Here is a 25,472-nt window from a genome sequence, read left to right as displayed (position 1 = left end):
GGTCAGGTCCGGCGGTCGAAGATGATGTCGCGGATCTGCTGTTTGAGCTCCTGGAAGCGCGGCAGCCGCGGCGTGTCGGCATTGCGCGGGCGCGGCAGATCGATCTCGAAGTCGGCGCGGATACGGCCCGGACGCGGCGACATCACCAGCACGCGGTCGCTGAGCAGGATGGCCTCCTCGATGTCGTGCGTGATCAGGAAGGCGGTGCGTCCGAGATCCTGCCAGAGGCCGGACAGTTCGAGCGAAAGCTCCTCGCGCGTGAGCGCATCGAGTGCGCCGAAAGGTTCGTCGAGCAGCAGCAGGCGCGGATCGGCCAGCAGCGCCCGGCAGAGCGCCGCGCGCTGGCGCATGCCGCCGGACAGCATCTGTGGCCGGTGATTGGCGAAGGCAGCGAGGCCCGTCATCTCGAGCAGCCGCAAGGCGCGCTCCCGCGCCGCCGCCTTGGGCAGCGCGAGCACCTCGGCCGGGAGCAGCACGTTCTCCAGCACCGTGTTCCAGGGGAACAGCACATGCTCCTGGAACACGATGCCCACCTCGTGAGACGGCGCGTCGAGCGGCGTGCCGTAGCGCGTCATGGTGCCCGTGTCGGGCATTTCGAGGCCGGCAACCAGCCGCAACAGGGTCGACTTGCCGCAACCGGAAGGGCCGACCACGGCCACGAAGCTGCCGGTCGGGATACGCAGATCGATCGGGCCGAGCGCATGGACCGACGTTCCCGCCGCGCCGGGGTAGTGCTTGCTCACACCCCGCAGATCGATGGCCGCCACATCCGCCGCCGGCGGAGGGGCGGCCGCCAGGCCACCGGCGGCCGCGATCATTCGACGAAGCCCGGAGCGTAGAGCTGCGCCGGCTGGACGGGAGACTTCAGGGTGAAGTTGGCCGACATGACGTCGATGGTTCCCGCGATGCTCTTCGGGTTGATGCTGCCCAGCGGTTGACCGGGGACGGTGGCGAGCTCACCGACGAGCTTGGTCTCGCCTTCGATGATCGCGGGCGCCAGTTCCTTCTGGTACTTGGCCATGATGGCGGCCGCCTCGGACGGGTTGGCGAAGGCATCCTTCATGCCCTTGATCGTTGCCTTGACGAAGGCGCGCACGAGTTCGGGCTGCTTGGCGATCGTCTCTTCAGACGCGATCAGTCCGTTGCCGTAAAAGTCCAGTCCGGAGTCCTTGTAGGCGATGCGGACCGTTTCCTTGGGCGCGATCGCGGCTGCGATCAGCGGTTCTCCCACCGAGAACTGGCCGATCGCGTCGACCCGCCCGTTGGCGAGCAGCGAGGGCAGGGCGGAGCCTTCCGCGACGACCCATTTCACCTTGTTGGCGTCGATGCCGGCCGCCTTGGCGAAGGCCGGGAACAGCAGGCGGACCGAGCTCGACGCGGTGTCGGCGATGGTCTTGCCTTCGAGATCCTTGGGAGAGGCGATGCCGGCGCCCTTCACGCCGAAGATCGCCTGCGGCGGCCGGGCGTAGACGATCGAGACCAGCTTCACCGGCACGCCGTCATTGCCGCGGGCCAGTACCAGCGAGCCCGCGTCGGCAAAGCCGATGGTCGCGAGGCCGGCGGCCACCTTCTTGATCGCATCGGCCGAGCCCTGGCCGCGCAGGAACGTCACGTCGAGGCCCGCTTCCTTGTAGTAGCCCTTCTCGCGCGCGACGTAGAAATAGGCGTGCCGTCCGTTGAAGCCGAAATCGGTAATGAAGTTCACATCGGCCGCGCGGGCCGGCGCCACGCTGGCCCCGGCCATGCCGGCGACAAGGCCGATTGCGGCGGCGAGATGTCCAAACAGTTTCATAGATCACACCCTGGGTTCGAACTGGGATGGCCCCCGGCAGGCTGCGGCGCCCTCGCCGCACTGAGCGTCCCGATGCCTCTGCATATTTCATTCCATATCGAATGAAAAGCCAGGAGTGATTTCCAATTGGGCTGTTTTGCGACTGCTCAACTCTTGATCAAAATGGCCACCAAAATGCTGAACTTGTGGCATATGTCGGTCTGTAGATGAGGCGCTCTTTTCGGACGCAACTGCATTGGCGCCTCTATTCATTCGATAGCGAATGATTTAGGAAGGGGCTTCGAAGGTCGTGATCGAGGTGGGCGGATGGATCGGCAGACGCGAATCGCAGTGGTCGGCGGCGGGTTGGCGGGGCTGACAGTGGCGGCACTCTTGCAGCGCGACGGATACCCCGTTGCCGTCTACGAGCAGACGCCGAATTTCTCGAGGATCGGCGCCGGCATCATCCTCGGGGCCAACGTCGCCAAGGTCCTCCGATCGCTTGGTCTCGAGCGCTGCTTCACCGAAACCGGCATTCGGCCGGATGCCTTCGTCAGCAGGGCATGGGACAGCGGCGAGACGCTGTACGAACTGGTCTTCGACGCGGCCTGCGAGGCTCGCTTCGACGGTCCCTTCGTGAACATTCACCGCGCCGACCTGCATCGCATTCTGCAGACGCCGCTCGCCCCGGGAACGATTCGGTTCGGGCACCGGCTTGCGGGTCTTGACGAGACAGCGGCCGGAATCAGGCTGGACTTCGACAACGGCGCCAGCGCCGAAGTCGATATCGTGATCGGTGCCGATGGCATTCGTTCGCGCGTGCGCGACGAGATCCTGGGCAAGGAAGAGCCGCGCTTCATCGGACGCATCGCGCCGCGCGCCGTCTTTCCCGCCGAGCGTCTCGGCGACCTCGGGATCCGCGATTGCACCAAATGGTGGGGACCGGATCGCCACGTGCTGGTCTATTACATGACGGCGCGACGGGACGAGGTCTATGTCATGGCCGCCATTCCGGCCGATCGCTGGGACGGCGACGGCTCGCCGATCCCCGGCACGCGCGACGATTTCGTCTCGGCGCTGGAGGGTTTCCATCCCGAGCTGCTGCGGGCGGCCGAGGCGGCGACGGACGTGTCCGTCTGGCCAATCATGGACCGGCCGCGCAATGACACGTGGCACAAGGGCCGCGTCGTGCTGATGGGCGACGCCTGCCACGCCGTGCGGCCGTTCATGGCGGCCGGCGGCTCGATGGCCATCGAGGACGCCGCCATCCTCCATCGCTGCATCGTCGAGGCCTCCGACACGGGGGCGGCCTTCCGGCGTTATGCCGCCAACCGGATTCCACGGGTCGCTGAAGTGCAGCGGATCTCGATCGCCAATACCTGGATGCACGGGCCGACGGAGGTCGACTGGTTCTTCGCCTACGATCCCAGCACGGCCCCGCTCGACGTCGCCCCTTGATCCCGGAGCCGCCAATGTCCGCATTCGATCCCGCTGCCGCCAGCGACATCCGCCCCGACGCGATGAAGGTCCGCGATCTCGTTGGCTATGGCGAGCGACCGCCCCATCCGCACTGGCCGGGCAACGCCCGGATCGCCGTCAACTTCAACCTCAACGTCGAGGGCGGCGGCGAATCGACGTTGGCCAATGGCGACGCGGTATCGGAAGGGATGCTGAACGACATCGGCGTGGACACCAAGGCCGGGCGCAGGGTGCCACTGGTCGAATCGGTATTCGAGTATGGCAGCCGGCGCGGCGCCTGGCGGCTGTTGGACATTTTCGCGAGATTCTCGGTGCCGGTCAGCGTCCTGGGCGTTGCCCGCGCGCTCGAACAGAATCCGCTGCTCGCCCGGGCCTGCGTCGAGCGCGGCCACGAGATGGTCAGCCACGGCTATCGCTGGATCGACTATGGCGAGGTCGACGAGGCGACCGAGCGCCAGCATATCGGTCAGGCGGTCGAGATCCTGTCGCGTCTCACCGGAAGCCGGCCGCTCGGCTGGATGACCGGCCGTCCCGGCGAGAACACGCGGCGGCTGGTGGCCGAGGAGGGCGGCTTTCTCTACGATCGGGACTCGCTCGCCGACGAACTGCCCTATTGGGTCGAAACCGCGCATGGCCCGCATCTGGTGATCCCGTATTCCTACGAAGCCAACGACAATCGCTTCGACGCGAATTCCGGCTTCTCGACCGGCCAGGACTTCTTCGAGTACATGCGCGACGCCTTCGATTTCCTCTACGAGGAGGGAGCGGCCGGGGCTCCGAAGCTGCTGTCGATCGGGCTCCACGATCGGCTGATCGGACGGCCGGGCCGCGCGGGCGGTCTCGTCAAGTTCCTGCAGCATGCGACTTCCCGCGAAGGGGTCTGGTTCTGCCGGGGGCTCGACGTCGCGCGGCACTGGCAAACACACTTTCCGGCCCGTGCATAGAACGCCCCTGGCCGGGCCACAGTCCCCGTTATCCCCACGTTTCAGGGCATCGATGTAATTGAGTGGACATGGTGGTCGCTTCTATGGTCTTGCCGGTCGGACCATGGAGTAGTTGGACATGCCGGACGGAAGCTCGATTTCCAAGAAGACCAAAGCTGGCCCGATCTCGGCCGAGCGCCTGAAGAGCTTCATCGAGCGCATCGAAAAGCTCGAGGAAGAGCGCAAGGCCATCGGCGGCGACATCAAGGACGTGTATTCCGAGGCCAAGGGCGTCGGCTACGACGTGAAGACCATGCGCAAGATCGTGTCGCTTCGCTCCATGGACGCCGCCGATCGCGCGGAAGCCGAGACGCTTCTCGACGTCTACAAGCACGCTCTCGGAATGGTCTGACGCTCCGGACAGCAACGGAAATTTGATTTCGCGCGCCAGGGCGAGGCGGTAGGGTCCCCGACGGCAGAATGCTCCGGTTACAGGAGCGGGCCGAGGAGGAACTCCCATGCGAAACACGTTCATTGCGGGCGTTTGCGTCGCGTTGAGTCTTGGCGCCGTTCAGGCGCATGCACAGATCGCCGTTTCCTCGAATGATCACAAGATCACCCAGGAAAACGGCATCAACAAGAACGTCACCAACCCGCCGCCCGACACCGTCACCATCCTGGATCTCGGCGCCCTGCCGGTGAAGGTCGTGGGCACCGTGTCGAACGTGCCGGGCAGCGTGGTCGGGCCACCGCTTTCGGTGGCGATCACGCCGGACGAGTCGATTGCGCTGGTCGCCTCCTCGTCGAAGCTCGATCCGGCCGATCCGACCAAGCTTGTCCCCGACGATCGCGTGACCGTCGTCGATCTCAAGGACCGGAAGATTCTCGGTACGCTGACTACCGGCCCGGGCGCTGCCGGCATCTCGATCACCCGGGACGGCAAGCGCGCCTTTGTCGCCAATCGCATGGCCGGATCGATCTCGATCCTCTCGATCGACGGCAAGGACGTGAAGCTGGTCAAGACCGTGCCGCTGATGGACGCCAAGACGCTGCTCAGCCACATGGCTGTGTCGCCGGACGGTGCGACCGGCGTGGTGACCCGCAATGGCGACGCCAAGGTCGAGCTGATGAAGCTGGGCGGCGACACCGTCAGCTCGTCTTCGGTGCTCGATGTGGCACCGCGACCCTATGCCGTTTCGGTGACGCCCGACAGCAAGACCGCCGTCGTGGCAAGCCTCGGCGATCCCAAGGGCAACGGCATCCTCACCGTGATCGACCTCGCCAGCGGCAAGATCGTGGGGACCGCCGACATCGGTCATGAGAATCTCGAGGGCATGATCATGTCGAGCGACGGGCGCTGGATCGCCGGAGTGGCGCATGCCGGCTCGACGCGGCCCAAGGATGCACCGCAATACAAGCCCAACGGGATGCTCGTGCTCTACAAGCTCGACGGCGCGGGGCTGACCAAGACCGGCGAGGCACAGATCGGCGGCTGGTCCCAGGGAGCGTCCTTTTCGCGCGATGGCTCCGTCATCGTCGTTCAGAACATGAACGAGAAGAACCTGCAGGTGTTCAAGAACGACAACGGCAAGGTCACCGACACCGGTCAGAAGATCGATGTCGGCGGCGGTGCCGCGGCCGTCAGGAGTTCGACCGACCGATGATCCAGCGGCGTATCGTACTCAAACTCCCGCTCGCCGCCCTTGCGGCGGGCGGGGTGCCCGCGGCGCAGGCCCAGACCTTCCCGTCGCAGCCGGTTCATATCGTCGTGCCGTTTCCGCCGGGCGGCGGCACCGATTCGCTCGCGCGGGCGGTCCAGGAACCCATGCAGAAGGCGCTGGGGGGCACCGTGATCGTCGACAACAAGGGCGGAGGCGGGGGCAGCATCGCCCACGAATTCGTGGCCAAGCAGCCGGCGGATGGCCACTGGATGGTGGTCAGCGCCAACAACCTGCCTCTGTACCCGCACATCGTGGCCAAGCTCGGCTTCGACGCGAAGACGGCCTTCGTGCCGATCGGCTTCATCGCCAAGCAGGAATCCGTGCTCGTCGGCAGCCACGATGCACCATGGCCCGATCTCAAGGCGATCATTGCTGCGGCGAAGGCGGCACCGGGCTCGGTGCAGTACGGCACGGCGGGTCTCACCACCCCGATGCACCTGTCGACCGAGCAGTTCGCCATGCTGAACGGCATCAAGCTGACGCACGTGCCGTTCCGCGGGACCGGCCCGTTGGTGACCGACCTGCTGGGCGGCCACATCAAGCTCGGCATGTCGAGCATCACCAGCGTTGCCCAACAGATCGCCTCCGGGAAGCTCAAGCCCTATGCGATGGCCTCGCTGGAACGCTCGTCGGTCGCCCCGACCATCCCGACCTTCAAGGAGCTGGGCGCCGGCGATGTCGACGGCACGATCGTCTACACGCTGCTGGCGCCCGCGGGGACACCGCCGGCGGTCATCGCGCGGCTGAACGAGGCGCTGAATGCCGCCGTGTCGACGCCCGAGCAGAAGGAAGACCTCGCCAAACGCGGCTTCGTCGCCATGGGCGGCACGCCGCAGCAGCTCGCCGACTGGCTGAAGGTCCAGGAGCCGATCTGGGTCCCGGTACTGCAGGCGGCGGGGATCAAACCGGAGTAGCGGGGCGCCGAATCCTGGCGGATAAACGAAACAAACGAAATAAACGAAATAAATGAAACGGATGTCGCACCCCCTCCCGAATCTGGACGGGTGGCGGCGTCGACCGGCTGCTGCGGTCGCCGCTGCTCGCGGAAAAATCCATTGTTAACAGCCGCTTAGAACCAGATGTTCATCGGCAGGCCGTAGCGGTCACGCTCTTGCCCCGGTCCCAGGCGCGTCGCCGTACCTTGGGCGATCAGCAGGGCCGTGCGGCAGACGGCCATGGCGTCTAGCACGTCGTCGCGTGCCGCACCGGGGAGCGACCGCGGCTCCCACGGGAAGCCGTGGCGTGCGAGCAGATCGAGGCGCTCGGCAAAGCCTTCGGGCCGGCGCTTCTTGCTGAGCACCGGCTTGCCCGCGTTCATGCGCGCAAAGGCCAGCTCGGGATGGGCTTCGTGGACGATGGGGCGCAAGGCCTCGTCGCCGCGCATCAGGGCGTCGACCTCGCGCATCTTCGGGAAGAGATGGAATGTCTGCCGGGTCAGCCCGACGCCCAGTGTCTTGCTGAGGGCATTGGCCTCGGCATGCGTGGTGCAGTCGAGGGCGGGCCGGCAGGGCGTGGGAAAGACCGAGCTGGCCTTGCCGGGCAGGAGAGCCCGGGCTTCGCGCTCGCAGGCACGGCCCGGTCGCGGTGTGTCCACAAGGCCGATCGGCATGTCGACGGCCAGAATGGAAAGACCCTCGCAGGCCTCCGCGAGGGTCTTCACGACGCTTATGTCCAGGTCGCCGTCAGGCGCGCGCCGGCAGACGACCCAGCCGGTGCGGCAACCGTCGGCGCCGGCGACGATCAACCGAGGCTTACCAGCTGGCCATCTGGGTCTTGAGGTTGCCGTCGAGCACGGCCAGGAACTCCTCGGTGGTCAGATAGGCCTGGTTCATGCCGATCAGGAGGGCGAGATCCTTGGTCATCTTGCCGCTCTCCACGGCTTCGACGCAGACCTTCTCGAGCGCCTCGGCGAACTTCACCACGTCGGGCGTGTCGTCGAACGTGCCGCGGTACTTCAACGCCTGCGTCCAGGCGAAGATCGAGGCGATCGGGTTGGTCGAGGTCGGCTTGCCCTGCTGATGCTCGCGGTAGTGGCGCGTCACCGTGCCATGGGCGGCCTCGGCCTCGACGGTCTTGCCGTCCGGGGTCAGTAGCACCGACGTCATGAGGCCGAGCGAGCCGAAGCCCTGGGCCACCGTGTCGGACTGGACGTCGCCATCGTAGTTCTTGCAGGCCCAGACGAATTCGCCATGCCACTTGAGGGCGGAGGCCACCATGTCGTCGATCAGCCGGTGCTGGTAATAGATGTTCTTCGCCTTGAACTTGTCGGCGAATTCCGTGTCGAAGACTTCCTGGAAGAGGTCCTTGAAGCGTCCGTCATAGCGCTTGAGGATCGTGTTCTTGGTCGACAGGAAGACAGGCCAGCCGCGCATCAGGCCATAATTGAAAGAGCTGCGCGCGAAGCCGATGATCGACTCGTCGAGATTGTACATCGTCATGGCGACGCCGCCGGCCGGGAAGTCGAACACGTTGTGCTCGATCACCTTGCCGTCCTCGCCCTCGAAGCGGACAGTGAGCTTGCCCTTGCCAGGCACGACGAAATCGGTGGCGCGATACTGGTCGCCGAACGCGTGGCGGCCGATGACGATCGGATGCGTCCAGCCCGGCACGAGGCGGGGGACGTTCTTGCAGACGATCGGCTCGCGGAAGATGGTGCCGCCGATGATGTTGCGGATGGTGCCGTTGGGGGAGCGCCACATCTCCTTGAGATCGAATTCCTTCACGCGCGCTTCGTCCGGCGTGATGGTCGCGCACTTCACCGCGACGCCGTACTTCTTCGTCGCCTCGGCCGACTCGACGGTCACCTTGTCGGCGGTCCGGTCGCGATTCTCGATCCCCAGGTCGTAATACTTCAGGTCGATGTCGAGATAGGGAAGGATCAGCTTTTCCTTGATGAACGCCCAGATGATTCGGGTCATCTCGTCGCCGTCCATCTCGACGACCGGGTTCTTCACCTTGATCTTCGACATCTTCCGGACCTCACAATTGCCGTAACGCACAATTTAGAAAGCCGCCCCGGTTCCCCGGGGCGGCTTCACCTGACGCCGCCTCAGAGGGCAGCGAGAGCTTCGTTCAACGTTTTGCTCGGCCGCATGCCGGCAGACGTCTTCTTCTGGTCGGGCAGGTAATAGCCGCCGGTATCCACCGGCTTGCCCTGCGCGGCGATCAGCTCGGCGTCGATCTTGGCCTCGTTCTCTTCCAGGACCTTCGCCAGCGGCTTGAAGCGGGCCGACAGGGCGGTGCTGTTGTCGCGGCGCGCCAGCGCCTCTGCCCAGTACTTGGCCAGATAGAAATGGCTGCCGCGATTGTCGAGCTGACCGACCTTGCGGGCGGGCGAGCGGTTGTCCTCGAGGATCTTGGCGTTGGCTTCGTCGAGCGTCTCGGCCAACACCTTGACGTCCTCGTTGCCGGTCGTCTGCGCGAGGTGCTCCAGCGAGGCGCCCAGTGCCAGGAACTCGCCCAGCGAATCCCAGCGCAGGTAGCCTTCGTGCTGGAACTGCTCGACGTGCTTGGGGGCCGAGCCGCCGGCGCCGGTTTCAAACAGTCCGCCGCCGTTCAGCAGAGGCACAATCGACAGCATCTTGGCCGACGTGCCCAGTTCCATGATCGGGAACAGGTCGGTCAGGTAGTCGCGCAGTACGTTGCCGGTGACGGAGATCGTGTCCAGCCCCTGGCGGATGCGCTCGAGCGAGAACTTGGTGGCCTCGACCGGCGCCATGATGCGGATGTCCAGGCCCTTGGTGTCCTCGTTTTTGAGGTACTTCTCGACCTTTGCGATCAACTGCGCATCGTGGGCGCGCTTGGCGTCAAGCCAGAACACCGCCGGGGTGTTGGTGAGACGCGCGCGGCGCACGGCGAGCTTGACCCAGTCCTGGATCGGCTCGTCCTTCACCTGGCACATGCGGAAGACGTCGCCGGCCTCCACCTTCTGTTCCATCAGGACGGCGCCGTCCTCGGCCACCACGCGCACCGTGCCGGCCGAGGCGATCTCGAAGGTCTTGTCGTGCGAGCCGTACTCCTCGGCCTGCTGCGCCATCAAGCCGACATTCGGCACCGAACCCATCGTCTTGGGGTCGAAGGCGCCGTGCGCCTTGCAGTCGTCGATGACGGCCTGGAACAGGGTCGAGTAGCAACGATCGGGAATCGCCGCGATCGTGTCGTGCAGCTGACCGTCGGCGCCCCACATCTTTCCCGACTCGCGGATCATCGCCGGCATCGAGGCGTCGATGATCACGTCGCTCGGGACGTGGAGGTTGGTGATGCCCTTGTCGGAGTTCACCATCGCGAGGCCGGGGCGCTTGGCATACTCGGCCTGGATGTCGGCCTTGATTGCGGCCTTCTCGGCGTCCGGCAGCGTCTCGATGCGGGTGAGCAGGTCGCCCAGGCCGTTGTCGGGATCGATGCCGAGCTTCTTGAAGGTCTCGCCGTACTTGGCGAACACGTCGGCGAAGAACACGGAAACGCAATGGCCGAACAGGATGGGATCGGAGATCTTCATCATGGTCGTCTTGAGGTGCAGCGAGAACAGCACGCCGTCCTTCTTCGCCGCCTCGATCGCAGAAGCGTAGAAGGCGCGCAACGCCTTGGCGTTCATCACCGAGCAGTCGATAATCTCACCGGCCTTGAGCGGAATCTTGGGCTTCAGCACCGTGGTCGCGCCGTCGGCGGCGACCAGCTCGATGCGGGCGCTGGTCGGGCTCGCGATGGTGGTCGCGACCTCGGAACCGTAGAAGTCGTTGGCCGCCATGTGGAGGACGCGGGTCTTCGAATCCTTGCTCCAGGCGCCCATCTTGTGCGGGTGCTTGCGGGCGTACTGCTTCACGGCGCCGGCGGCGCGGCGGTCGGAATTGCCCTCGCGCAGCACCGGGTTGACGGCGCTGCCCAGCACCTTGCCGTAGCGGGCGCGGATTTCCTTGTCGGCCGGCGTGGCGTCGCTGTCGGGATAGTTCGGGACGTCGTAGCCCTTGCTCTGCAACTCCTTGATCGCGGCCTTCAGCTGCGGGATCGAGGCGGAGATGTTGGGCAGCTTGATGATGTTGGCTTCCGGCTTCAGCGTCAGCTTGCCGAGTTCGGCCAGCTCATCAGGGATCTTCTGCTCGGGCTTCAGCTTCTCGGGGAAGTTGGCGATGATGCGGCCGGTGAGGGAGATGTCCTTGAGCTTCATCTTCACGCCCGCCGTCGCCACGAACGCCTCGACGATCGGCAGCAGGGAAAACGTCGCGAGCCCAGGGGCCTCATCGACCTTCGTCCAGACGATTTCGAGATCTGACATACCTGCACCTCCGTACGCCGCTTTTCGGTTCGGCTGGGTTGATGAATTGCTGAATTAGGCCTGTCTTGTTGCACCGCCGTGAGGGGCCTGCAAGACGGCTGACCGGCGCTCTCGCGGGCGATTTACCGTCAGACGCGGTCCAGACGCTTTTCGACGCCGGTCGGCGGCGGCATTGCCGCTATCGCCGGCAGGACGTCCTTCAACTCGCTCACGAAGGCGACGTGGTCGAGATGCGTTCGTTCGGCGAAACCGCCCTCCACGACACCGCGCAGCAGGGCTGCCAGAGGTTGCCAGTAGCCACCCTGGTCGATGATCACGATCGGCTTGGTGTGAAGGCCCAGGGTCCGCCAGGACAGGACCTCGAAGAACTCCTCCAGGGTCCCGATGCCGCCCGGCAGGACCACGAAGCCATCGGAGCGCTCGAACATCTGCAGCTTGCGTTCGTGCATGGTCTCCACGACCACCGTCTCGGTCAGCGCCGGATGGCCCGCTTCGCGCTGCAGAAGGAAATTCGGGATGATTCCGATCGCCCGGCCGCCATTGTCGAGTGCGGCATTGGCAACCAGCCCCATCAGGCCCACGCCGCCGCCGCCATAGACCAGGGTTATGCCCTCCGCGGCCAGGAGCCTGCCCAGGCCGATGGCGGTGTCGCGGGTGGCGGGATCGGCTCCGAAGCGGGCGCCGCAGAAGACACAAAGGGAGGAGGGGGTGAATTCGGGCACGAAAGCTGCTTTTCTGGGACGAACCAGCGCGTTTCAGCGCCGGGGTGACATGGTATCATTTCGCAAAGAGTGGTCGCGAACGCCATGGGGATGGTGGTCGCACCGTTGGGAGGGCGATGTCACGAACTGTTTTCGGGCTGGTCGCTGTGGGGGCCGTGGTCATTGCCATCGCCCTCGGGGTGGCATGGCGCGGCAAGCTGAGCGAGCAGGCCGTCATGGATCGGTCGGCGAAGGCCGCCAGCGGCGAAACCGGGCCTGCGCCGGCTGCCGCCGCCGTGGCCCCACCGGGCGCCGCAGCCGCTCCGGCAGCCGTCCCGGCGTCTGCGCCGACAACGTCGGCCGCCGCCGCGTTGCCGTCGTTCGACGTCGCACGAATCGGGCCCGACGGCCGGGCCGTGATCGCCGGTCGCGCGGCCCCGGGCGCCAAGATCGTGCTTCTCGACGGGGGCAAGGAAATCGCCAAGGCCGAGTCGGATGCGCGTGGCGAATGGGTCATCATCGTTCAGGACCCGCCCCTCACGTCCGGCCAGCACGAATTGCGCGTCGTCCAGCATATCGAGGGCAAGGCACCGGTCACGTCGGGTCAGGCCGTGATCGCCATCGTGCCGCAGCCGCCGGCGGCAGGCGCGACGGCCCAGCCGCGCGAAGAGACGCTGGTCATGATCTCGCCGCCCGCTGGCGTTCCGACCCTGGTCCAGCCGCCCTCGGCCGCCGGCGTGCCGAAGTCGGCGGACCTGTCGCTCTCGACGCTGGTTTACGACGACCGCGGCCAGGTGACCCTGTCGGGCCTGGCCTCTCCGGGAACGGCCGTGCGGGCCTACGTGAACGAGAAAATGGTGGCGGAAGGGGTGGCCGGAGCGGACGGCCACTGGCGACTGATGCCGGCGGATCCGATCGAGCAGGGCAAGCACCGGCTACGTCTCGACCGGATCTCCAAGGACGGCAAGCCGGTCGCTCGGCTCGAGCTTCCGTTCGAGCGCGTGGTCGTGGCGCCGGTTTCGAGCACAGACGGGCGCCGCCTCTACATCGTGCGGGGCGACAATCTCTGGAACATCGCGCGGGCGCATTACGGGGCCGGCTGGCGGCACACCGTCATTTTCGACGCAAACAAGGAACAGATTGTCGATCCCAATCTGATATATCCGGGACAAGTCATCACTCTGCCCAAGGTCAACTGACCTTCGGTCAACCAAGAGCGCGCAAATCATGCTGGCAAATTTCCTGGTGCCCATCCTCTCCGACGGATGGCGCTTCATCGCCCTTTTTGCCGGCGCGACCTTTCTGGCTGCCTTGACCGGTCTGGCGTGGCTGTTCTGGCCCCTGTTCGTCCTGACCCTGTGGTCGATCTATTTCTTCCGAGATCCTTCGCGCGGCGTGCCGCAGGATGACGGGTTGTTGATCGCGCCGGCCGACGGGCTCGTGCAGATGGTGGTGCCGGCCGTGCCGCCGGCCGAATTGGGGCTGGGCGACAAGCCGCTGACGCGGGTGTCGATCTTCCTCAGCGTCTTCGACGTCCATATCAACCGCAGCCCCTGCGCTGCGACCGTCGATGTCGTTGCCTATCGTCCCGGCAAGTTCCTCAGCGCCAATGCCGACAAGGCGAGCGAGGACAACGAGCGTACGGCGCTGGCGCTGCGCCGCGCCGACGGCCGCGTCATCGGTTGCGTTCAGATCGCCGGGTATGTGGCGCGCCGCATCGTCTGCTACGTGAAACCCGGGCAGACGGTCGCGGCAGGGGAACGTTTTGGCCATATCCGCTTTGGTAGTCGTACTGACCTCTACCTGCCGGAAGGGGCGCGTCTGCTGGTTTCTCCGGGCCAGCGCATGATCGGTGGCGAAACGGTGATGGCCGAACTCGATCCCGTCGTCACTGAGCCGCGCATCGCCGTCGAATTCTAGGGAGTCCGACATGGACAGCGACCTGCGTTCGCAACGCAGTGGATTACGCGGGTTCTCGATTCATCGCCTGATCCCGAACGTTCTGACGCTGGCGGCCCTCTGCTCGGGCCTGACCGGCATCCGCTTCGCCCTCCAGGGAGAGATGCGGCTGGCGGTGATCGCCATCATCGTCGCGGCGATCTTCGACGCCCTCGATGGTCGCGTCGCGCGGCGACTGGGCGTCACCAGCCGTTTCGGCGCCGAACTCGATTCGCTGTCCGACTTCCTGTGCTTCGGCGTGGCGCCGGCGCTCGTGCTCTACCTCGCCTCGTTGACGCATGCCGGCGCCCTTGGCTGGGTCGTCACCCTCATGTTTCCCATCTGCTCGGCGCTTCGGCTGGCGCGCTTCAATACCGCGCTGGTCTCCGATACGCCGCCACCCGTCTGGACGGGTTCCTTCTTCACCGGCGTGCCGGCTCCGGCGGGCGCGCTGCTCGCGCTGATGCCCCTCATGGTGAGCTTCGAGATCGAGGCGGCCTGGCCGCGGCACGCCGTCCTCGTCGGCCTTGGACTGGTCGTCGTCGGCGGCCTGATGGTGAGCCGCCTGCCAACCTTCTCGTTCAAGAAGGGGCGGGTGCCCCGCCACCTCGTGCTGCCGATGCTGCTGGGCGCGGGCCTGTTCATGGGCGTGCTGGCCAGCGCACCGTGGATTGCCCTGTCCCTGCTCGGACTGGCCTATATCTGCCTCATTCCCTTCAGCGTCCTGGCCTATCGGCGTCAGGCGGCACAGGATCGACAGGCTGCGGAGATCGCGGGCGTCGTTCCACTGCGCTCCGTCGATACGGGGTCTTCGCCGCCGCGCGACTGACGCGCGATGCTCGACCCCGTCCTGCGCCGCTGGATCGATCCGCCGCTCGATCGGGCAGGGGCCTGGCTTGCGGCGTGGGGCATTTCCGCAAACGCCATCACCCTGACCGGGCTGGGAGTCGGACTGCTTGCCGTACCGTTGCTGGCCTTCGGGCAGTACGGCATGGCGTTGCTGGTCATCCTTCTCAATCGCCTTCTCGATGGTCTGGATGGCGCGGTTGCGCGCCACACCCGGCCCTCCGCCTTCGGGGGCTACCTCGACATTGTCTGCGACATGATCTTCTACGCCGCGGTCCCCCTGGGATTTGCCCTCGCGCAGTCCGACAATGCCGTCTGGGCCGCTCTTCTCCTGGCATCGTTCGTCGGCACCTGCGCGTCCTTTCTGGGGCGGGCCATCCTCGCCGCCGGCCGCCGCGAACGAGATCCAGGAAAGAGGGGGCGGAAATCCTTCTTCCATGCCGCCGGCATCATCGAGGGAACCGAGACGATCCTTGCCTTCGTCTTCTTCTGTCTGCTGCCGCAGCTCTTCCCCTGGCTGGCCGCGGGGGTGGCGACACTATGCTTCTGGACTGCCGCGGCGCGGGTGCTCGAAGCTCATTCGGCAGAGTCAGAATCCTGATTTTCGCGCCGGAAGGGGCATGAACTCCCCGCTCGCGTGGCCGTGGAGGGCCGCAAATATTCCCTTTAAAAATCATAGTCTTAGAAATGATGACACAGAAATGTCGACTTTCCATTGACCTGAGATATTGCGTTAAGTAACGTTCCTAAGTTGATTCGGCGTGGGGCCGGCAGGTGTAGGCTGGAGATCAGGGAATGCTTACGATTTTCCGTCGCTTGATGAAGAACAATCAGGGCGCCACAGCGGTCGAGTACACGCTGATCACCTCGTTGATCGCGGTCGCCGCCATTGCCTCCATCCGCTCTGTGACCGACAAGGTCAGCCACGTGCTCGGAACGGCGGCTCTCAACTGACCGAGAGCCACTGGCCTTGCCGGACCTGGCAACGTTTCTCCAGGCGGGCTGCCTGATCGCCCTGGCCGGGTTGCTCATCACAGCAGCCTGGCAGGATTTTCGTACCCTCCACATTGCCAACGGGCTGTCGATCGCCATCGCAGCCCTTTTCGGCGTGTGGGCGGCGGCGGGGCTTGTCGAAGAGGCTTATTCCTTCACGACTCTCGGCCTTTCGATCGCTTGTGCAGGGGCTTTGTTTCTTGTGGGCGCGGCGGCCTTTGCAGCTGGAATCCTGGGCGGCGGCGATGTCAAACTTCTGGCGGCCGTCGGCCTGTTTGCGGGACCGGCGCAGGTCGTGGACCTGCTTCTCGTAACGTCGATCACAGGCGGCTTGCTGGGCGTGGCGGCTCTCGCAGGTGCGCCACTGGGGCCTGTTTCGGGTCGGGGAGCGGCCACGTTGCGCGGACGCTTGCGGGGGAGGCTGCCTTATGGCCCGGCGATCGCCGTGGGCGGTCTTTGGGTTGCAACGAGGCTGGCCATCGGCTGAGATCGCCATCCCGAAAGGAGATCAGATGTTCCGGCCGCCCTCCAAGATGGTTCTCACTGCGCTGACTGCCGCGATGGTGGCTTCTGTCGCCGGTGCCCAGACTCCGGCACCGGTGCAGCGTAGCAGCGTCGACATACCGACGACGTCCGGCTTGCCGGAATTCCGTGACCCCAAGACGGGCCAGATCTGGACTCCGGAGAATGTCGGGCAGGGGCCGATCGGCAAGCCATCACCGGCCGATCTCGCCTTCGATCCGCTGGCCCAGGCGGAGCGGATCAAAGGGGTCGTGATACAGCGGCCCAAGTTCGCCCCGTTGAGCTGGTCGGCGCCCACGGCTGGCCCGGGCGTGCCATTGCTCACGATGGGCGATGCCAACCTCAGCGCGGTTCCCGCCAGGCGCTGGCAGGTCGTCATGTATGTCAGCAACAACAGTGCGGGCACCCTCGCCCCGATGATCGACTGTCGGTTTTCCAACGCCGGCAAGCTCGTCGAGGAGACTCGCGCCCTTCTGCCCGGTATCGGGGCCGGCGTGCGAGGCGGGCTGACGGTCTACGGGCCCAAGACCGACCTGTTCGTCGATCGGGCGGCCTGCCGGGTCGTTTCGCCCTGATCCTCTAGCCCTGGACCGAGTAGCCGCCGTCAACCGTGATGGCGGCGCCGGTGACGTAGTTCGACGCGGAGGAAGCCAGGAAGACTGCGATTCCTGCGAAGTCGTCCGGCGTGCCCCATCGTCCGGCCGGTGTACGCTTCAACACCGAGTCATGCAGAGTCGGCACGTCGCTGCGTGCGCGCTGAGTCAGGGCGGTATCGATCCAGCCCGGCAGGATCGCATTCACCTGGATATTGTCCTTGGCCCACGCGGTCGCCATCGCCTTCGTCATCTGGACGATTCCACCCTTGCTGGCGGCATAGGCCGTGGTGAAGGAGGCGCCGAAGATCGACATCATCGAGCCGATATTGATCATCTTGCCGGCGCCGGTCTTCATCATCTCGGGGTAGGCGGCGTGGCTGCAGAGGAAGGCGCTCGTCAGGTTGCTGTCGAGGACCTGATGCCACTCGGCGAGCGTGTATTCCTGGGGCTGCTTTCGGATGTTGATGCCGGCGTTGTTCACGAGGATGTCGAGCCTGCCATAGGCCTTCACCGTATCGGCAATGAGCGCGCGACAGGAATCCTCTTCGAGGACGTCGACGGTTGCGGCGCTGGCTTGCGCGCCGGTTGACTGAAGTTCCCGAACGGCCGCCTCGTTCTTGATTGTATCCCGTCCGCCCACGACCACGGTGGCGCCGGCGCGCGCCATACCGAGCGCCATGCCCAGTCCGATACCCCCATTGCCACCTGTGACGATGGCCACACGGCCGGAAAGATCGAACAGGTCCATCGCTACCCCTCCCGTTGCATGCCGTCCTCTATAGCGAAGAGGTGGAACCCCAAACAGGGGGGCCCGTTGATCAGACATCAGGCGAGAAGCGCGTGGAATTTGGGAAAAGTTAGCGGGTTCGCAGCGGGTCGGCCGGGCTGACCGACTGGTTGCGAAAAGGGTGGCGGCGGTCGCAAGGCCGCCGCCATTTCTCTCTCAAGGATTCGTTCCCTGATTTATTCCGCTTTAGGACGGTCCACTCTCTGGACGGTCCGCAAGTGGCAGGCGACCCGAAGATCGCGCTATTTTTCTGAAGGCTCGTCTGAGCTGCCGTTCTTCTGCTCGGCTGCGTCCTTCTCGATCAGGTTCAAGAGATCGTCAGGCAAAGGCTCGCTTGCGATCTCATCGTACATGGCATGCAGCTGCTTGTGCAGCCACATATCGAATGGCCGTTCATTGCCACGCGGCCTGGCGCGCGCCGCTGATGCAGCGCGTCCACCCTCAGGCTTGTCGTTGTTATTGGCCATCACACGCTCCCCGGAGGCGGAAGTCCACTCCGCGGGATCCCGTCCGACCCATTCACTTCTCCCCGTGGGACTACTCATGACCTTGTCGCACCCAGACAGCGGACTTTAAAGGGGCTTCAGCGGGCTTCGAGTACATGCTCGGTTTCGCGGGAGTCGCTCGACGACCGGGCGCCCCCGGCGGGACGGCGGGCTTCACCCTCCATGAGGAGGCGCTCGAGCGTGTCGCGAGCTCGTGAGATACGGCTCTTGACCGTCCCCACCGACACTCCGGTATGTTCGGCGATGGTTTCGTAGGGCAGGCCCTCGAGAACCGCCAGCGCAGCGCCTCACGCTGGGCCGCCGCCAGCTTGCCAAACGCCGACATGAATTCACGCATCACCAACCCGCTGTCCTGATGCGGCGGATGCGAAAGAGATTCCGCGATCGCGGTATCGACCGGAACGGTCGGACGACGACGGCGGAGGCCGGAGATGAACTCGTTGCGCTGAATTCGGAAAAGCCAGGCGGCGAGGTTGGTGCCCGGCTGAAAGCTGTTGCGACCCGTCAGTGCCTTGATGACCGTGTCATGGACGAGATCGTCCGCGGCATCGCGGTCCCGAGTGAGGGAGAGGGCATAGATGCGCAGGCGGGGCAGGATCGTCTTGAGCTGCTCGTGAAAGTCGCGAGTACCGTTGTCCTGCAGGGGCTGCGTAGCCATTAGCGATCTCCTAGGTTGCGTCGTCTGCATTACGAATGCTGTAGACGCGGATTGGTTACACAGGCCCGGGAGAATTTCGTAAACCATTGGAAACGCTTGTAGATTCGCTTTGAATTCACTGCAGTTTGTCGGAAAGATACTTGCGGGCTCTCGAAACGCGGGCTTTCAGAGTGCCCACCGAGCATCCGCACAGGCTGGCCGCTTCTTCGTACGAAAATCCTCCTGCGCCGACCAGGACCAACGCTTCACGCGATTGCGGATTGAGCTTCCACAATTCTGAGGAGAGCTCCTTGAGAGCAAGAGTCGCCTCGGGATTGTCGATTGCCGGCAACGGCGCCGCCGCCTCGTTGTCGATGGTCAACGGTCGCCGCCGCTGGGTTCGAAGATCCGAATAGAAGCGGTTCCGCATGATCGTAAACAGCCAGCCCTTGAGATTCGTGCCGGGTGTGAACTGCGTGTGCTTGTCGAGCGCGGCCAGGATAGTGTTCTGCACCAGATCATCGGCCGCTTCTCTCTCGCGACACATGAAGCGCGCAAACGCACGCAGATCCGGAAGGAGCGCGACAATCTCATCTTTCATGGATTGTCTATCTGGGGACGGTCCGGCCCTCACGAAAGGGCAAATCTTGATGTTGACGACATATAGGTTGAGATCTTGGCGGGAACCAACGGGGCCGACGCGCGTTTGTGCCGATACTCATTCAATGGCGAGGATTTTATGGGACGCGCGGCAATTCTTTGGCTTGTGGGAGTACCGATTCCCGTGCTGTTGCTGATGTGGGTGCTGGGCTGGCTGCACTAGAAGCTGACGAGAGCAAGCGTAGCTGGGCGATGCGTTTGCGTTGCCTGGCCCTCTCGCATGTCGGGTCTGACGCGGGGCAGCGTGCAGTGACCGATCCGAGGCCTACGCAGTTCGGGAGTTGTCTGCGGGCTCACACAGCGTACTGTAGATGACGGCTTCGGCGAACGGCGAGAGATGGATTTTGAGTGACGAGGGAGAAGGACGTGGCTGAAGAGGTAGCTTCCAAGAAGGTGTCCGAGGCGATCAGCAGGACGCTGCCATTTCTGCGTCGGTACGCTCGGGCCGTGACCGGTTCCCAGCAGCAGGGCGATGAGTGGGTGCGGCTTTGTGCCGAAGTGGCGGTCCAGCAGCCTGAGCTGATCGCGGAAGCCGAAGACACCAAGCTCGGCGTGTTTGCGCTGTTTCATCGCTTGCGCCAGCCTTTCGGCGACATGGAAGCCGCCGCCAGCGGCGGGGAAGGCGTACGGGGCCGCCTTAAGGAATCGTTGACGGACATGGCGCCGATGCAACGACAAGTTCTGCTGCTGACGGTGCTGGAAGGGTTCACCGTGGGCGACGCGGCTCATGTTCTTGGCATTGGCATCGACGCTGCCGAGCGCAGTCTCGAGGAAGCACGCCGCGAGCTGCAGCGCGTCGCCTCCGTACGCATCCTGGTCATTGAAGACGAGGCGGTTATCGCGCTCGATGTGGCCGATATCGTGCGCAACGCCGGCCATGAGGTCGTCGGCATCGCTGCGACCGAGAAGGCCGCCATCGAGCTGGCCAAGAAGCACTCGCCTCATCTGGTGCTCGCTGACATCCAGCTTCGCGGTTCCGACAGCGGCATCTCCGCCGTCAATCAGATCATGAAGTCTATGTCCGTCCCCGTGATCTTCGTGACCGGCTTTCCCGAGCGACTTCTGACCGGCAAGCAGGTCGAGCCGGCCTTCGTCATTTCCAAGCCTTTCGATCCCGATCTTCTTCGTGCGGCGATCGCGCAGGCGCTCGACACCGTATCGATCTGACGCCGGGACGGAACGTGGCGCGATGGTCGCTTCGTACCAAGCTCGTCACACTCGTAGCGCTGGCCCTGCTGCCGGTGCTCGGGCTGGCGATCTGGCAGGCGGAGCTCCAGGAACGGTCGGAGGCTTCACAGCGAGCCGCAGCTCTTGCGTCGGTGTCCGATCTGGCCGTGGCGCGTTATGCTGGCCTGTTCGACGCCTCCCGGCGCATGCTGACCGCTGCATGCGCCGACGAATCGGTTGAGCAAAGTGCCGATCCGGAAGCATCGGGCGAGACGGTCGGCCGGTGCGAAGCCTATCTATCCAAGTTGTTGGACACTTATCCCGGTCAGTACTCGACGGCGCTGGTGACAGACGAGCGGGGCATTGCCCGCTGCGCCTCTGCCCACAGGGCGATCGGCATGAATTTCTCGGACCGCGACGTCTTCCAGAAGACGCAGCGGGGGGGCCAAGGGCTTGTCGTCGGTGACGCCATCGCCAGCCGTGTTTCGACCAGCGCGATCATTCCCATCGCCATTCCCATCACACGCGATGGGGCGTACCGGGGCATGTGCGCGGTCGGGATCACGCTGAAGGCGCTGGCGCAGGCGGCGGCCCAGGCCGAAGATACAGCCAGTACGGCCGTTGCGGTGATCGACCGCTCCGGGGCCGCCCTCGGCGGCGATGCAACGGCCATGCGCCGGTTGCCGGTGCCCGCGCGGCTGGCCGAGGCCCTCGCGGGCAACCAGCTCCGAATCGCCGACTTCGGTCAGGACGGCGCCTACTATCACTTCTGGATCCGGCCGGTCGGCGCGAACACGTTGTTTGCCGTCGTGTCGGCCCCGGTCCCGGAAAACCCCCTGGCCTTTGCAGGTGCATGGGTAGGCGTGTTCTTCGTGGCGCTTTCGTCTGCCGTCGTCCTGCTGGTGATCTGGTTCGGGGCAGACCGCTGGTGCGTGCGGCCTCTCCGCTATATCCAGGACTTTGCCGACAAGGTGGCACGCGGCGAAACCATCACGCTGGCGCCGCCGCGGCCCTGGAGCCCGGAAATGGCCTCGGTCGGCGCCGGCGTCACCGCCATGGCCGAGGCCATCGCCAGCCGTGAGGCGGCGCTGCGAGCGAACCTGGAGCAACGCGATCATATGTTGCGTGAGATACATCACCGGGTGAAGAACAACCTGCAGATGATTTCCAGCCTGCTCAATCTCCAGGCCGGCGAGATCAGGTCGCCCCGTATCCGCCGTTTCTTCGGCGATGCCCAGAATCGGGTTCTGACTCTGTCGATTCTGCATCGCCATCTCTATGAACGGTCGAGCTGGTCACTGGTCGATTTCCAGCAGTTCATCAGTGATCTCGTGCGACAGATTTCGGTCGGCCGGGCGCCCTCCGGCAAACAGGCGCCGCGCTACCATATTCGAGCCCCGATCATGGCGGTCGGCCCCGATACCGCCATCCCGATCGGCCTGATCGTCACCGAGGCTGTCAGCATCGCGCTCACTCATGATTTCAGCCGGACGCCCTCGCCGCAGATCCGAATCGAGACCAGCGAGCGGGGCGAGGAAGTCGAACTCGTCATAGAGGATAACGGCGCCGCCCGCGCCGCTCAGCCGGCGCCCGATGGCCGGGGCGGTTTCGGGCTCACCCTGATCCGCGGTCTGGCCATGCAGCTCGGCGGCGAAGTCACGATCGACCGGAAGCCGGAGGGGGGCAATCGTGTCGTGGTCGTTTTCCCGACGCCCAGCGCGGACGAGCCGGCAAATGCCTAAGGCCCTGCGATCGGCGCGGTCGACGGGCGTCATCGCTGGCATCACGCTCGCCGTGCTGATTGCAGCCGGCCTCATGCTGGCCTTCTCCCAATCGAAATCCGCGGCGCGCCAGCAGCGCCTGGTGGTGGCTAACTACGAAACGATGGCCCTGATGCGCGAGATGGTGATCGCGGTGCAGGATGCCGAGATCGGGCTTCGCGGCTATTTGCTGACCGGCGACGTTACCAGTCTGGAGCCATACGAGCGCGCGCGCCTCAGGATCGAATCGAGCATGCGCCAGCTCGAGGCCGCGGTTGCAAGTGACCCCGACACGACGCGCCAGTTCCAGGAGTTCCGCAGCATCACGGCGCAGAAGTTCGACCAGCTCAATTCCACCGTCGGTGCCTACCGGACGCAGGGCCGGGACGCGGCCTTGTCGCTGGATCGGACGGGTGCGGGCCGGGCGATGCTCGGCCAGGTTCGGCTGCTGGGCGACACCCTCGTCGAGGGGCAGAGGCTCCTGCTGGCACGGCGGCTGACGGCCCTGCGGTCTGAGCAGGAGCAGGCGGAAGTTGCGGGACTGCTGGTCATGGGCGGGGCCTTTCTCTGCCTGATCGCGGGCATCTACATCGTCGTGCAGGGCGCCGGTCGTCTCGAGCGCAGCCAGCACGCGCTGGCTGGACGCTCCCGGCTCCTCCAGGCGACGCTCGAAAGCCTGCGCGACCCGATATTCGTGATCGACGGCGAGCGCACGGTGGTTGCCTGGAACGAGGCGTTCGCCAGGCTGGCGCAATGGGAGCCCGGGAAACAGGCCCCGCCGACCCTGGACCAGCTCCTGTCGGAACGGTCTCCCGCGACCCGTGCTCTTCTCCTCCCGCTCGATCTCGCCAAGACGCCTGCAGCGGGCCCGGCGGTTCTGCGCGTGACGCATGAAGGGCGGGACTACGAGATTTATCGCGGCGAGATGTCGGGTGGCGGCGCGGTGGTTCGGTGCGTCGACATAACGGAGAAGCTCCATAACGAAGCTGCCCTGCGGCAGGGGCAGAAAATGGAGGCCACGGGTCAGCTCACCGGCGGCATGGCCCATGACTTCAACAATATCCTGCAGGTCATCCGGGCCAATCTCGACCTGCTGCGGGGCGAGGTGGGCGACAACGCCGCGATGCTCTCGCGGGTACAGAGCGCTACTGCGGCGGCCGATCGCGGCGCACGCCTCACGCAGCAGCTGCTGGCCTTCGCCCGTCGTCAGCCGCTAACGCCGCAGCCCACCAACATCGCCCGGCTGGTGGGGGATCTCGCCGACCTGATGCGTCATTCGCTGGGCGAGCGAATCGCGATCGAAATCAAGATGGCGGACGATCCGTGGAACGCCAGGATTGACGCGGGTCAGCTCGAGAACGCGATTTTGAACCTTGCGATCAATGCGCGCGATGCGATGCCGGACGGCGGCACAGTACGGGTCGAGATCTCCAATGCCACGCTTGATCGTCGCTATGCGGCGCTTCATCCCGATGTGACGCCGGGTCCCTATGTCCTGGTCGACGTCAGCGACACCGGCACCGGCATGCCGCCCGAGGTCGCGGCGCAGGCGTTCGACCCATTCTTCACCACGAAGGGAGACGGCAAGGGAACGGGGCTCGGTCTCAGCATGGTCTACGGTTTCGTGCGGCAGTCCAACGGCCATATCCGGATCGACAGCGCCATAGGGCAGGGGACCAGCATCAAGCTCTATCTGCCGCGTACCGAAGACCCGGTGGTCGAGGAGCCGTCCCTTGCCGGCGGCGCGGTGAGCGGCAGCGAGCGGATACTGGTCGTGGAAGACAGCGAAGACGTGCGGCGGGCGGTCGTCGATATGCTGCAGGGCTGGGGCTATCGCGTTGTAGCCGCCGAGGATCCCGACGTCGCCGCGAATGTGCTGGAGAAGGATCACGCCTTCGATCTTCTGTTCACGGACATCGTGATGCCGGGCTCGATCACGGCCGTCGAACTGGCGCAGCGCGCGCAACGCCTTCAGCCGGGAATTGCCGTGCTGCTGACCTCGGGCTTCGCGCGTGGCCTCATTCCAGATCACACCCGGTCGGGCTATCCCATGATCGCCAAGCCCTACAGCAGCGAGGCACTTTCGGCCAAGCTGCGCAGTGTGCTGGCCACCCGGCGACCCGTCCTCGCGCCGACACTGGCGGTGGCGTCTGCCGAGCGACCTGAGGCACCATCCGAGACCAGGGCGAGGCGCATCCTGCTCGTCGAGGATGAGGTCCTGCTCCGGATGTCGACGACCGACATGCTGGAGCGGCTCGGATGTTCCGTTTCCGCAGTCGGCAGCGGCGAGGCCGCCCTGGAAGCCCTTGCACGCGGGGACGAGTACGACCTCCTTGTGACCGATGTCGGATTACCAGGAATGAGCGGCGAGGAGCTCGCAGTGAAAGTGCGGGAACTGTTTCCGGCGCTGCCCGTCGTGATCGCCAGCGGCTATGGACGCCCGGGCCTGCAGGCTGAAGGCATGCAGTTCATTTCGAAGCCCTATTCATCGATCGACCTCCAGCAGGCTCTCGATCACGGCATTCGGTAGGCCGTCGGACATTTCCTCTCACGATTCGCGCGTAGACGCTGCAACCCTCGTCGATTTTGCGGCGTTCATCTATTCAGGATGGGGCAATCGTGGAGGGGATCATGAAGTCGAAGCCAGTACCCGAAACGTCGAACATCGTGGTGCAGGATCATTCTGACCAAAGTCCATTGGCGGGCGAACTGCTGGACCTCTATGTCGCAATGCTCATCGTCATCCCGATCGCCTTCTTCCTGAAGTCGATCTGGGTCTGACGGGCGCACAGCGCCGGCGCGTCGGGAGGCAACCTCGCGGTTGGTGGGGCCGTTAACGGGGCCCAATCGAGGAGGTATCCCAATGCGTTCAATTGCCAGCCTGGCGGCGTTTGTCGTCATTTCCGCGGTCTCGGTGCCGCTCGTCGCGACTGCTCAGACGAGCGCGCAGACCACGACCCAGAACGATGCCCAGACAATGTGGGAGAAGTTCAAGGGAAGCTGGAGCCAGACCAAGGGCGCCGTGAAGGAGGAGTGGGGCAAGCTCACCGATGACGATCTCCTTGCCATCGAAGGGCGCCGCGATCAGCTCGTAGGCAAGATCCAGACGCGGTACGGCATCTCCCGCGAAGCCGCCGAGGCACAGGTCGGCACCTGGGAGAAGAACCGTCTGAAGAACATGTAGGGGATCGCT

General features: G+C 65.0%; 27 protein-coding genes. 17 read left to right on the top strand and 10 right to left on the bottom strand.

Features of this window, described 5'->3' with window-relative positions:
• Positions 1 to 2: 2 nt before the first annotated feature.
• Together ACP15H_RS11110 and ACP15H_RS11105 are read right to left on the bottom strand one after the other, a co-directional pair.
• Positions 3 to 818 carry an ABC transporter ATP-binding protein gene (locus ACP15H_RS11110; RefSeq protein ID WP_425066244.1) on the bottom strand — a complete coding sequence of 272 codons (816 nt, stop codon included), beginning with the start codon at positions 816 to 818 and terminating at the stop codon, positions 3 to 5.
• On the bottom strand, positions 815 to 1,792 hold the full coding sequence (locus tag ACP15H_RS11105) for an ABC transporter substrate-binding protein (RefSeq protein ID WP_425066243.1): 978 nt from the start codon (positions 1,790 to 1,792) through the stop codon (positions 815 to 817). The genes ACP15H_RS11110 and ACP15H_RS11105 overlap by 4 nt, the downstream gene beginning before the upstream one ends.
• 306 nt (positions 1,793 to 2,098) lie before the next feature.
• Between ACP15H_RS11105 and ACP15H_RS11100 the strand changes: the two genes are divergently transcribed.
• From ACP15H_RS11100 to ACP15H_RS11080, 5 genes are all read left to right on the top strand, one after another.
• Entirely contained in the window at positions 2,099 to 3,229 is a 1,131-nt protein-coding gene (locus ACP15H_RS11100; protein WP_425066242.1) for an FAD-dependent monooxygenase, read from the top strand.
• A gap of 14 nt (positions 3,230 to 3,243) precedes the next feature.
• A complete protein-coding gene (locus tag ACP15H_RS11095; protein WP_425066241.1) occupies positions 3,244 to 4,194 on the top strand; it encodes a polysaccharide deacetylase family protein in 951 nt (316 codons plus the stop codon).
• Positions 4,195 to 4,312: 118 nt separating this feature from the next.
• Entirely contained in the window at positions 4,313 to 4,585 is a 273-nt protein-coding gene (locus ACP15H_RS11090) for a DUF2312 domain-containing protein (RefSeq protein ID WP_425066240.1), read from the top strand.
• 106 nt (positions 4,586 to 4,691) lie between these two features.
• Positions 4,692 to 5,837, top strand: a complete 1,146-nt coding sequence (locus tag ACP15H_RS11085; RefSeq protein ID WP_425066239.1) for a YncE family protein — start codon at positions 4,692 to 4,694, stop codon at positions 5,835 to 5,837.
• The gene (locus ACP15H_RS11080; RefSeq protein ID WP_425066238.1) at positions 5,834 to 6,808 is read left to right on the top strand and encodes a Bug family tripartite tricarboxylate transporter substrate binding protein; all 975 of its coding nucleotides are present in this window, start codon (positions 5,834 to 5,836) and stop codon (positions 6,806 to 6,808) included. The genes ACP15H_RS11085 and ACP15H_RS11080 overlap by 4 nt, the downstream gene beginning before the upstream one ends.
• A 155-nt stretch (positions 6,809 to 6,963) precedes the next feature.
• Here ACP15H_RS11080 and ACP15H_RS11075 read toward each other — a convergent pair whose 3' ends face one another.
• From ACP15H_RS11075 to ACP15H_RS11060, 4 genes are all read right to left on the bottom strand, one after another.
• Complete coding sequence (locus tag ACP15H_RS11075) at positions 6,964 to 7,638, bottom strand: DUF429 domain-containing protein (RefSeq protein ID WP_425066237.1); 675 nt, start codon at positions 7,636 to 7,638, stop codon at positions 6,964 to 6,966.
• Between the two features lie 7 nt (positions 7,639 to 7,645).
• Positions 7,646 to 8,863, bottom strand: coding sequence for an NADP-dependent isocitrate dehydrogenase (locus tag ACP15H_RS11070; protein WP_425066236.1), 1,218 nt, complete (start codon positions 8,861 to 8,863; stop codon positions 7,646 to 7,648).
• 80 nt (positions 8,864 to 8,943) lie between these two features.
• A complete protein-coding gene (locus ACP15H_RS11065; protein ID WP_425066235.1) occupies positions 8,944 to 11,166 on the bottom strand; it encodes an NADP-dependent isocitrate dehydrogenase in 2,223 nt (740 codons plus the stop codon).
• Between the two features lie 128 nt (positions 11,167 to 11,294).
• A complete protein-coding gene (locus tag ACP15H_RS11060; RefSeq protein ID WP_425066234.1) occupies positions 11,295 to 11,888 on the bottom strand; it encodes a TIGR00730 family Rossman fold protein in 594 nt (197 codons plus the stop codon).
• Between the two features lie 116 nt (positions 11,889 to 12,004).
• On the opposite strand from ACP15H_RS11060, the gene ACP15H_RS11055 reads away from it, so the two are divergent.
• The 7 genes from ACP15H_RS11055 to ACP15H_RS11025 all read left to right on the top strand — a co-directional run bounded on the left by ACP15H_RS11055 (position 12,005) and on the right by ACP15H_RS11025 (position 16,741).
• Complete coding sequence (locus ACP15H_RS11055; RefSeq protein WP_425066233.1) at positions 12,005 to 13,066, top strand: LysM peptidoglycan-binding domain-containing protein; 1,062 nt, start codon at positions 12,005 to 12,007, stop codon at positions 13,064 to 13,066.
• Positions 13,029 to 13,787 carry a phosphatidylserine decarboxylase gene (locus ACP15H_RS11050; RefSeq protein WP_425069887.1) on the top strand — a complete coding sequence of 253 codons (759 nt, stop codon included), beginning with the start codon at positions 13,029 to 13,031 and terminating at the stop codon, positions 13,785 to 13,787. The genes ACP15H_RS11055 and ACP15H_RS11050 overlap by 38 nt, the downstream gene beginning before the upstream one ends.
• Before the next feature lie 10 nt (positions 13,788 to 13,797).
• Complete coding sequence (gene pssA, locus ACP15H_RS11045) at positions 13,798 to 14,634, top strand: CDP-diacylglycerol--serine O-phosphatidyltransferase (RefSeq protein WP_425066232.1); 837 nt, start codon at positions 13,798 to 13,800, stop codon at positions 14,632 to 14,634.
• A 6-nt stretch (positions 14,635 to 14,640) separates the two neighbouring features.
• Positions 14,641 to 15,252, top strand: coding sequence for a CDP-alcohol phosphatidyltransferase family protein (locus ACP15H_RS11040; protein ID WP_425066231.1), 612 nt, complete (start codon positions 14,641 to 14,643; stop codon positions 15,250 to 15,252).
• Between the two features lie 194 nt (positions 15,253 to 15,446).
• Complete coding sequence (locus tag ACP15H_RS11035; protein WP_425066230.1) at positions 15,447 to 15,605, top strand: Flp family type IVb pilin; 159 nt, start codon at positions 15,447 to 15,449, stop codon at positions 15,603 to 15,605.
• Between the two features lie 16 nt (positions 15,606 to 15,621).
• On the top strand, positions 15,622 to 16,131 hold the full coding sequence (locus ACP15H_RS11030; RefSeq protein WP_425066229.1) for an A24 family peptidase: 510 nt from the start codon (positions 15,622 to 15,624) through the stop codon (positions 16,129 to 16,131).
• Between the two features lie 25 nt (positions 16,132 to 16,156).
• On the top strand, positions 16,157 to 16,741 hold the full coding sequence (locus ACP15H_RS11025; RefSeq protein ID WP_425066228.1) for a hypothetical protein: 585 nt from the start codon (positions 16,157 to 16,159) through the stop codon (positions 16,739 to 16,741).
• A 4-nt stretch (positions 16,742 to 16,745) separates the two neighbouring features.
• On the opposite strand, the gene ACP15H_RS11020 is transcribed toward ACP15H_RS11025, so the two are convergent.
• The 4 genes from ACP15H_RS11020 to ACP15H_RS11005 form a co-directional block, all read right to left on the bottom strand.
• Positions 16,746 to 17,510, bottom strand: a complete 765-nt coding sequence (locus ACP15H_RS11020) for a glucose 1-dehydrogenase (protein ID WP_425066227.1) — start codon at positions 17,508 to 17,510, stop codon at positions 16,746 to 16,748.
• Between the two features lie 281 nt (positions 17,511 to 17,791).
• Positions 17,792 to 18,016 carry a NepR family anti-sigma factor gene (locus tag ACP15H_RS11015; protein ID WP_425066226.1) on the bottom strand — a complete coding sequence of 75 codons (225 nt, stop codon included), beginning with the start codon at positions 18,014 to 18,016 and terminating at the stop codon, positions 17,792 to 17,794.
• Between the two features lie 70 nt (positions 18,017 to 18,086).
• On the bottom strand, positions 18,087 to 18,713 hold the full coding sequence (locus ACP15H_RS11010; RefSeq protein ID WP_425066225.1) for a sigma-70 family RNA polymerase sigma factor: 627 nt from the start codon (positions 18,711 to 18,713) through the stop codon (positions 18,087 to 18,089).
• A gap of 115 nt (positions 18,714 to 18,828) precedes the next feature.
• Complete coding sequence (locus ACP15H_RS11005; protein WP_425066224.1) at positions 18,829 to 19,293, bottom strand: sigma-70 family RNA polymerase sigma factor; 465 nt, start codon at positions 19,291 to 19,293, stop codon at positions 18,829 to 18,831.
• Positions 19,294 to 19,718: 425 nt separating this feature from the next.
• Between ACP15H_RS11005 and ACP15H_RS11000 the strand changes: the two genes are divergently transcribed.
• The 5 genes from ACP15H_RS11000 (at position 19,719) to ACP15H_RS10980 (ending at position 25,463) form a co-directional block, all read left to right on the top strand.
• Entirely contained in the window at positions 19,719 to 20,519 is an 801-nt protein-coding gene (locus ACP15H_RS11000) for a response regulator (RefSeq protein ID WP_425066223.1), read from the top strand.
• A gap of 14 nt (positions 20,520 to 20,533) precedes the next feature.
• Positions 20,534 to 22,261, top strand: a complete 1,728-nt coding sequence (locus ACP15H_RS10995) for a sensor histidine kinase (RefSeq protein ID WP_425066222.1) — start codon at positions 20,534 to 20,536, stop codon at positions 22,259 to 22,261.
• Positions 22,254 to 24,809 carry a response regulator gene (locus tag ACP15H_RS10990; RefSeq protein WP_425066221.1) on the top strand — a complete coding sequence of 852 codons (2,556 nt, stop codon included), beginning with the start codon at positions 22,254 to 22,256 and terminating at the stop codon, positions 24,807 to 24,809. Before ACP15H_RS10995 ends, ACP15H_RS10990 begins: the two co-directional genes overlap by 8 nt.
• A 101-nt stretch (positions 24,810 to 24,910) precedes the next feature.
• Positions 24,911 to 25,060, top strand: a complete 150-nt coding sequence (locus ACP15H_RS10985) for a hypothetical protein (RefSeq protein WP_425066220.1) — start codon at positions 24,911 to 24,913, stop codon at positions 25,058 to 25,060.
• A gap of 82 nt (positions 25,061 to 25,142) precedes the next feature.
• Complete coding sequence (locus tag ACP15H_RS10980; protein WP_425066219.1) at positions 25,143 to 25,463, top strand: CsbD family protein; 321 nt, start codon at positions 25,143 to 25,145, stop codon at positions 25,461 to 25,463.
• The last annotated feature ends 9 nt before the right edge of the window (positions 25,464 to 25,472 follow it).

This window comes from Reyranella sp., from assembly GCF_965249915.1.
In the GTDB taxonomy this organism is placed as follows: domain Bacteria; phylum Pseudomonadota; class Alphaproteobacteria; order Reyranellales; family Reyranellaceae; genus Reyranella.
Note: the sequence above shows the minus strand (reverse complement) of the source record. Positions and strands in the feature narration are given on the sequence as shown.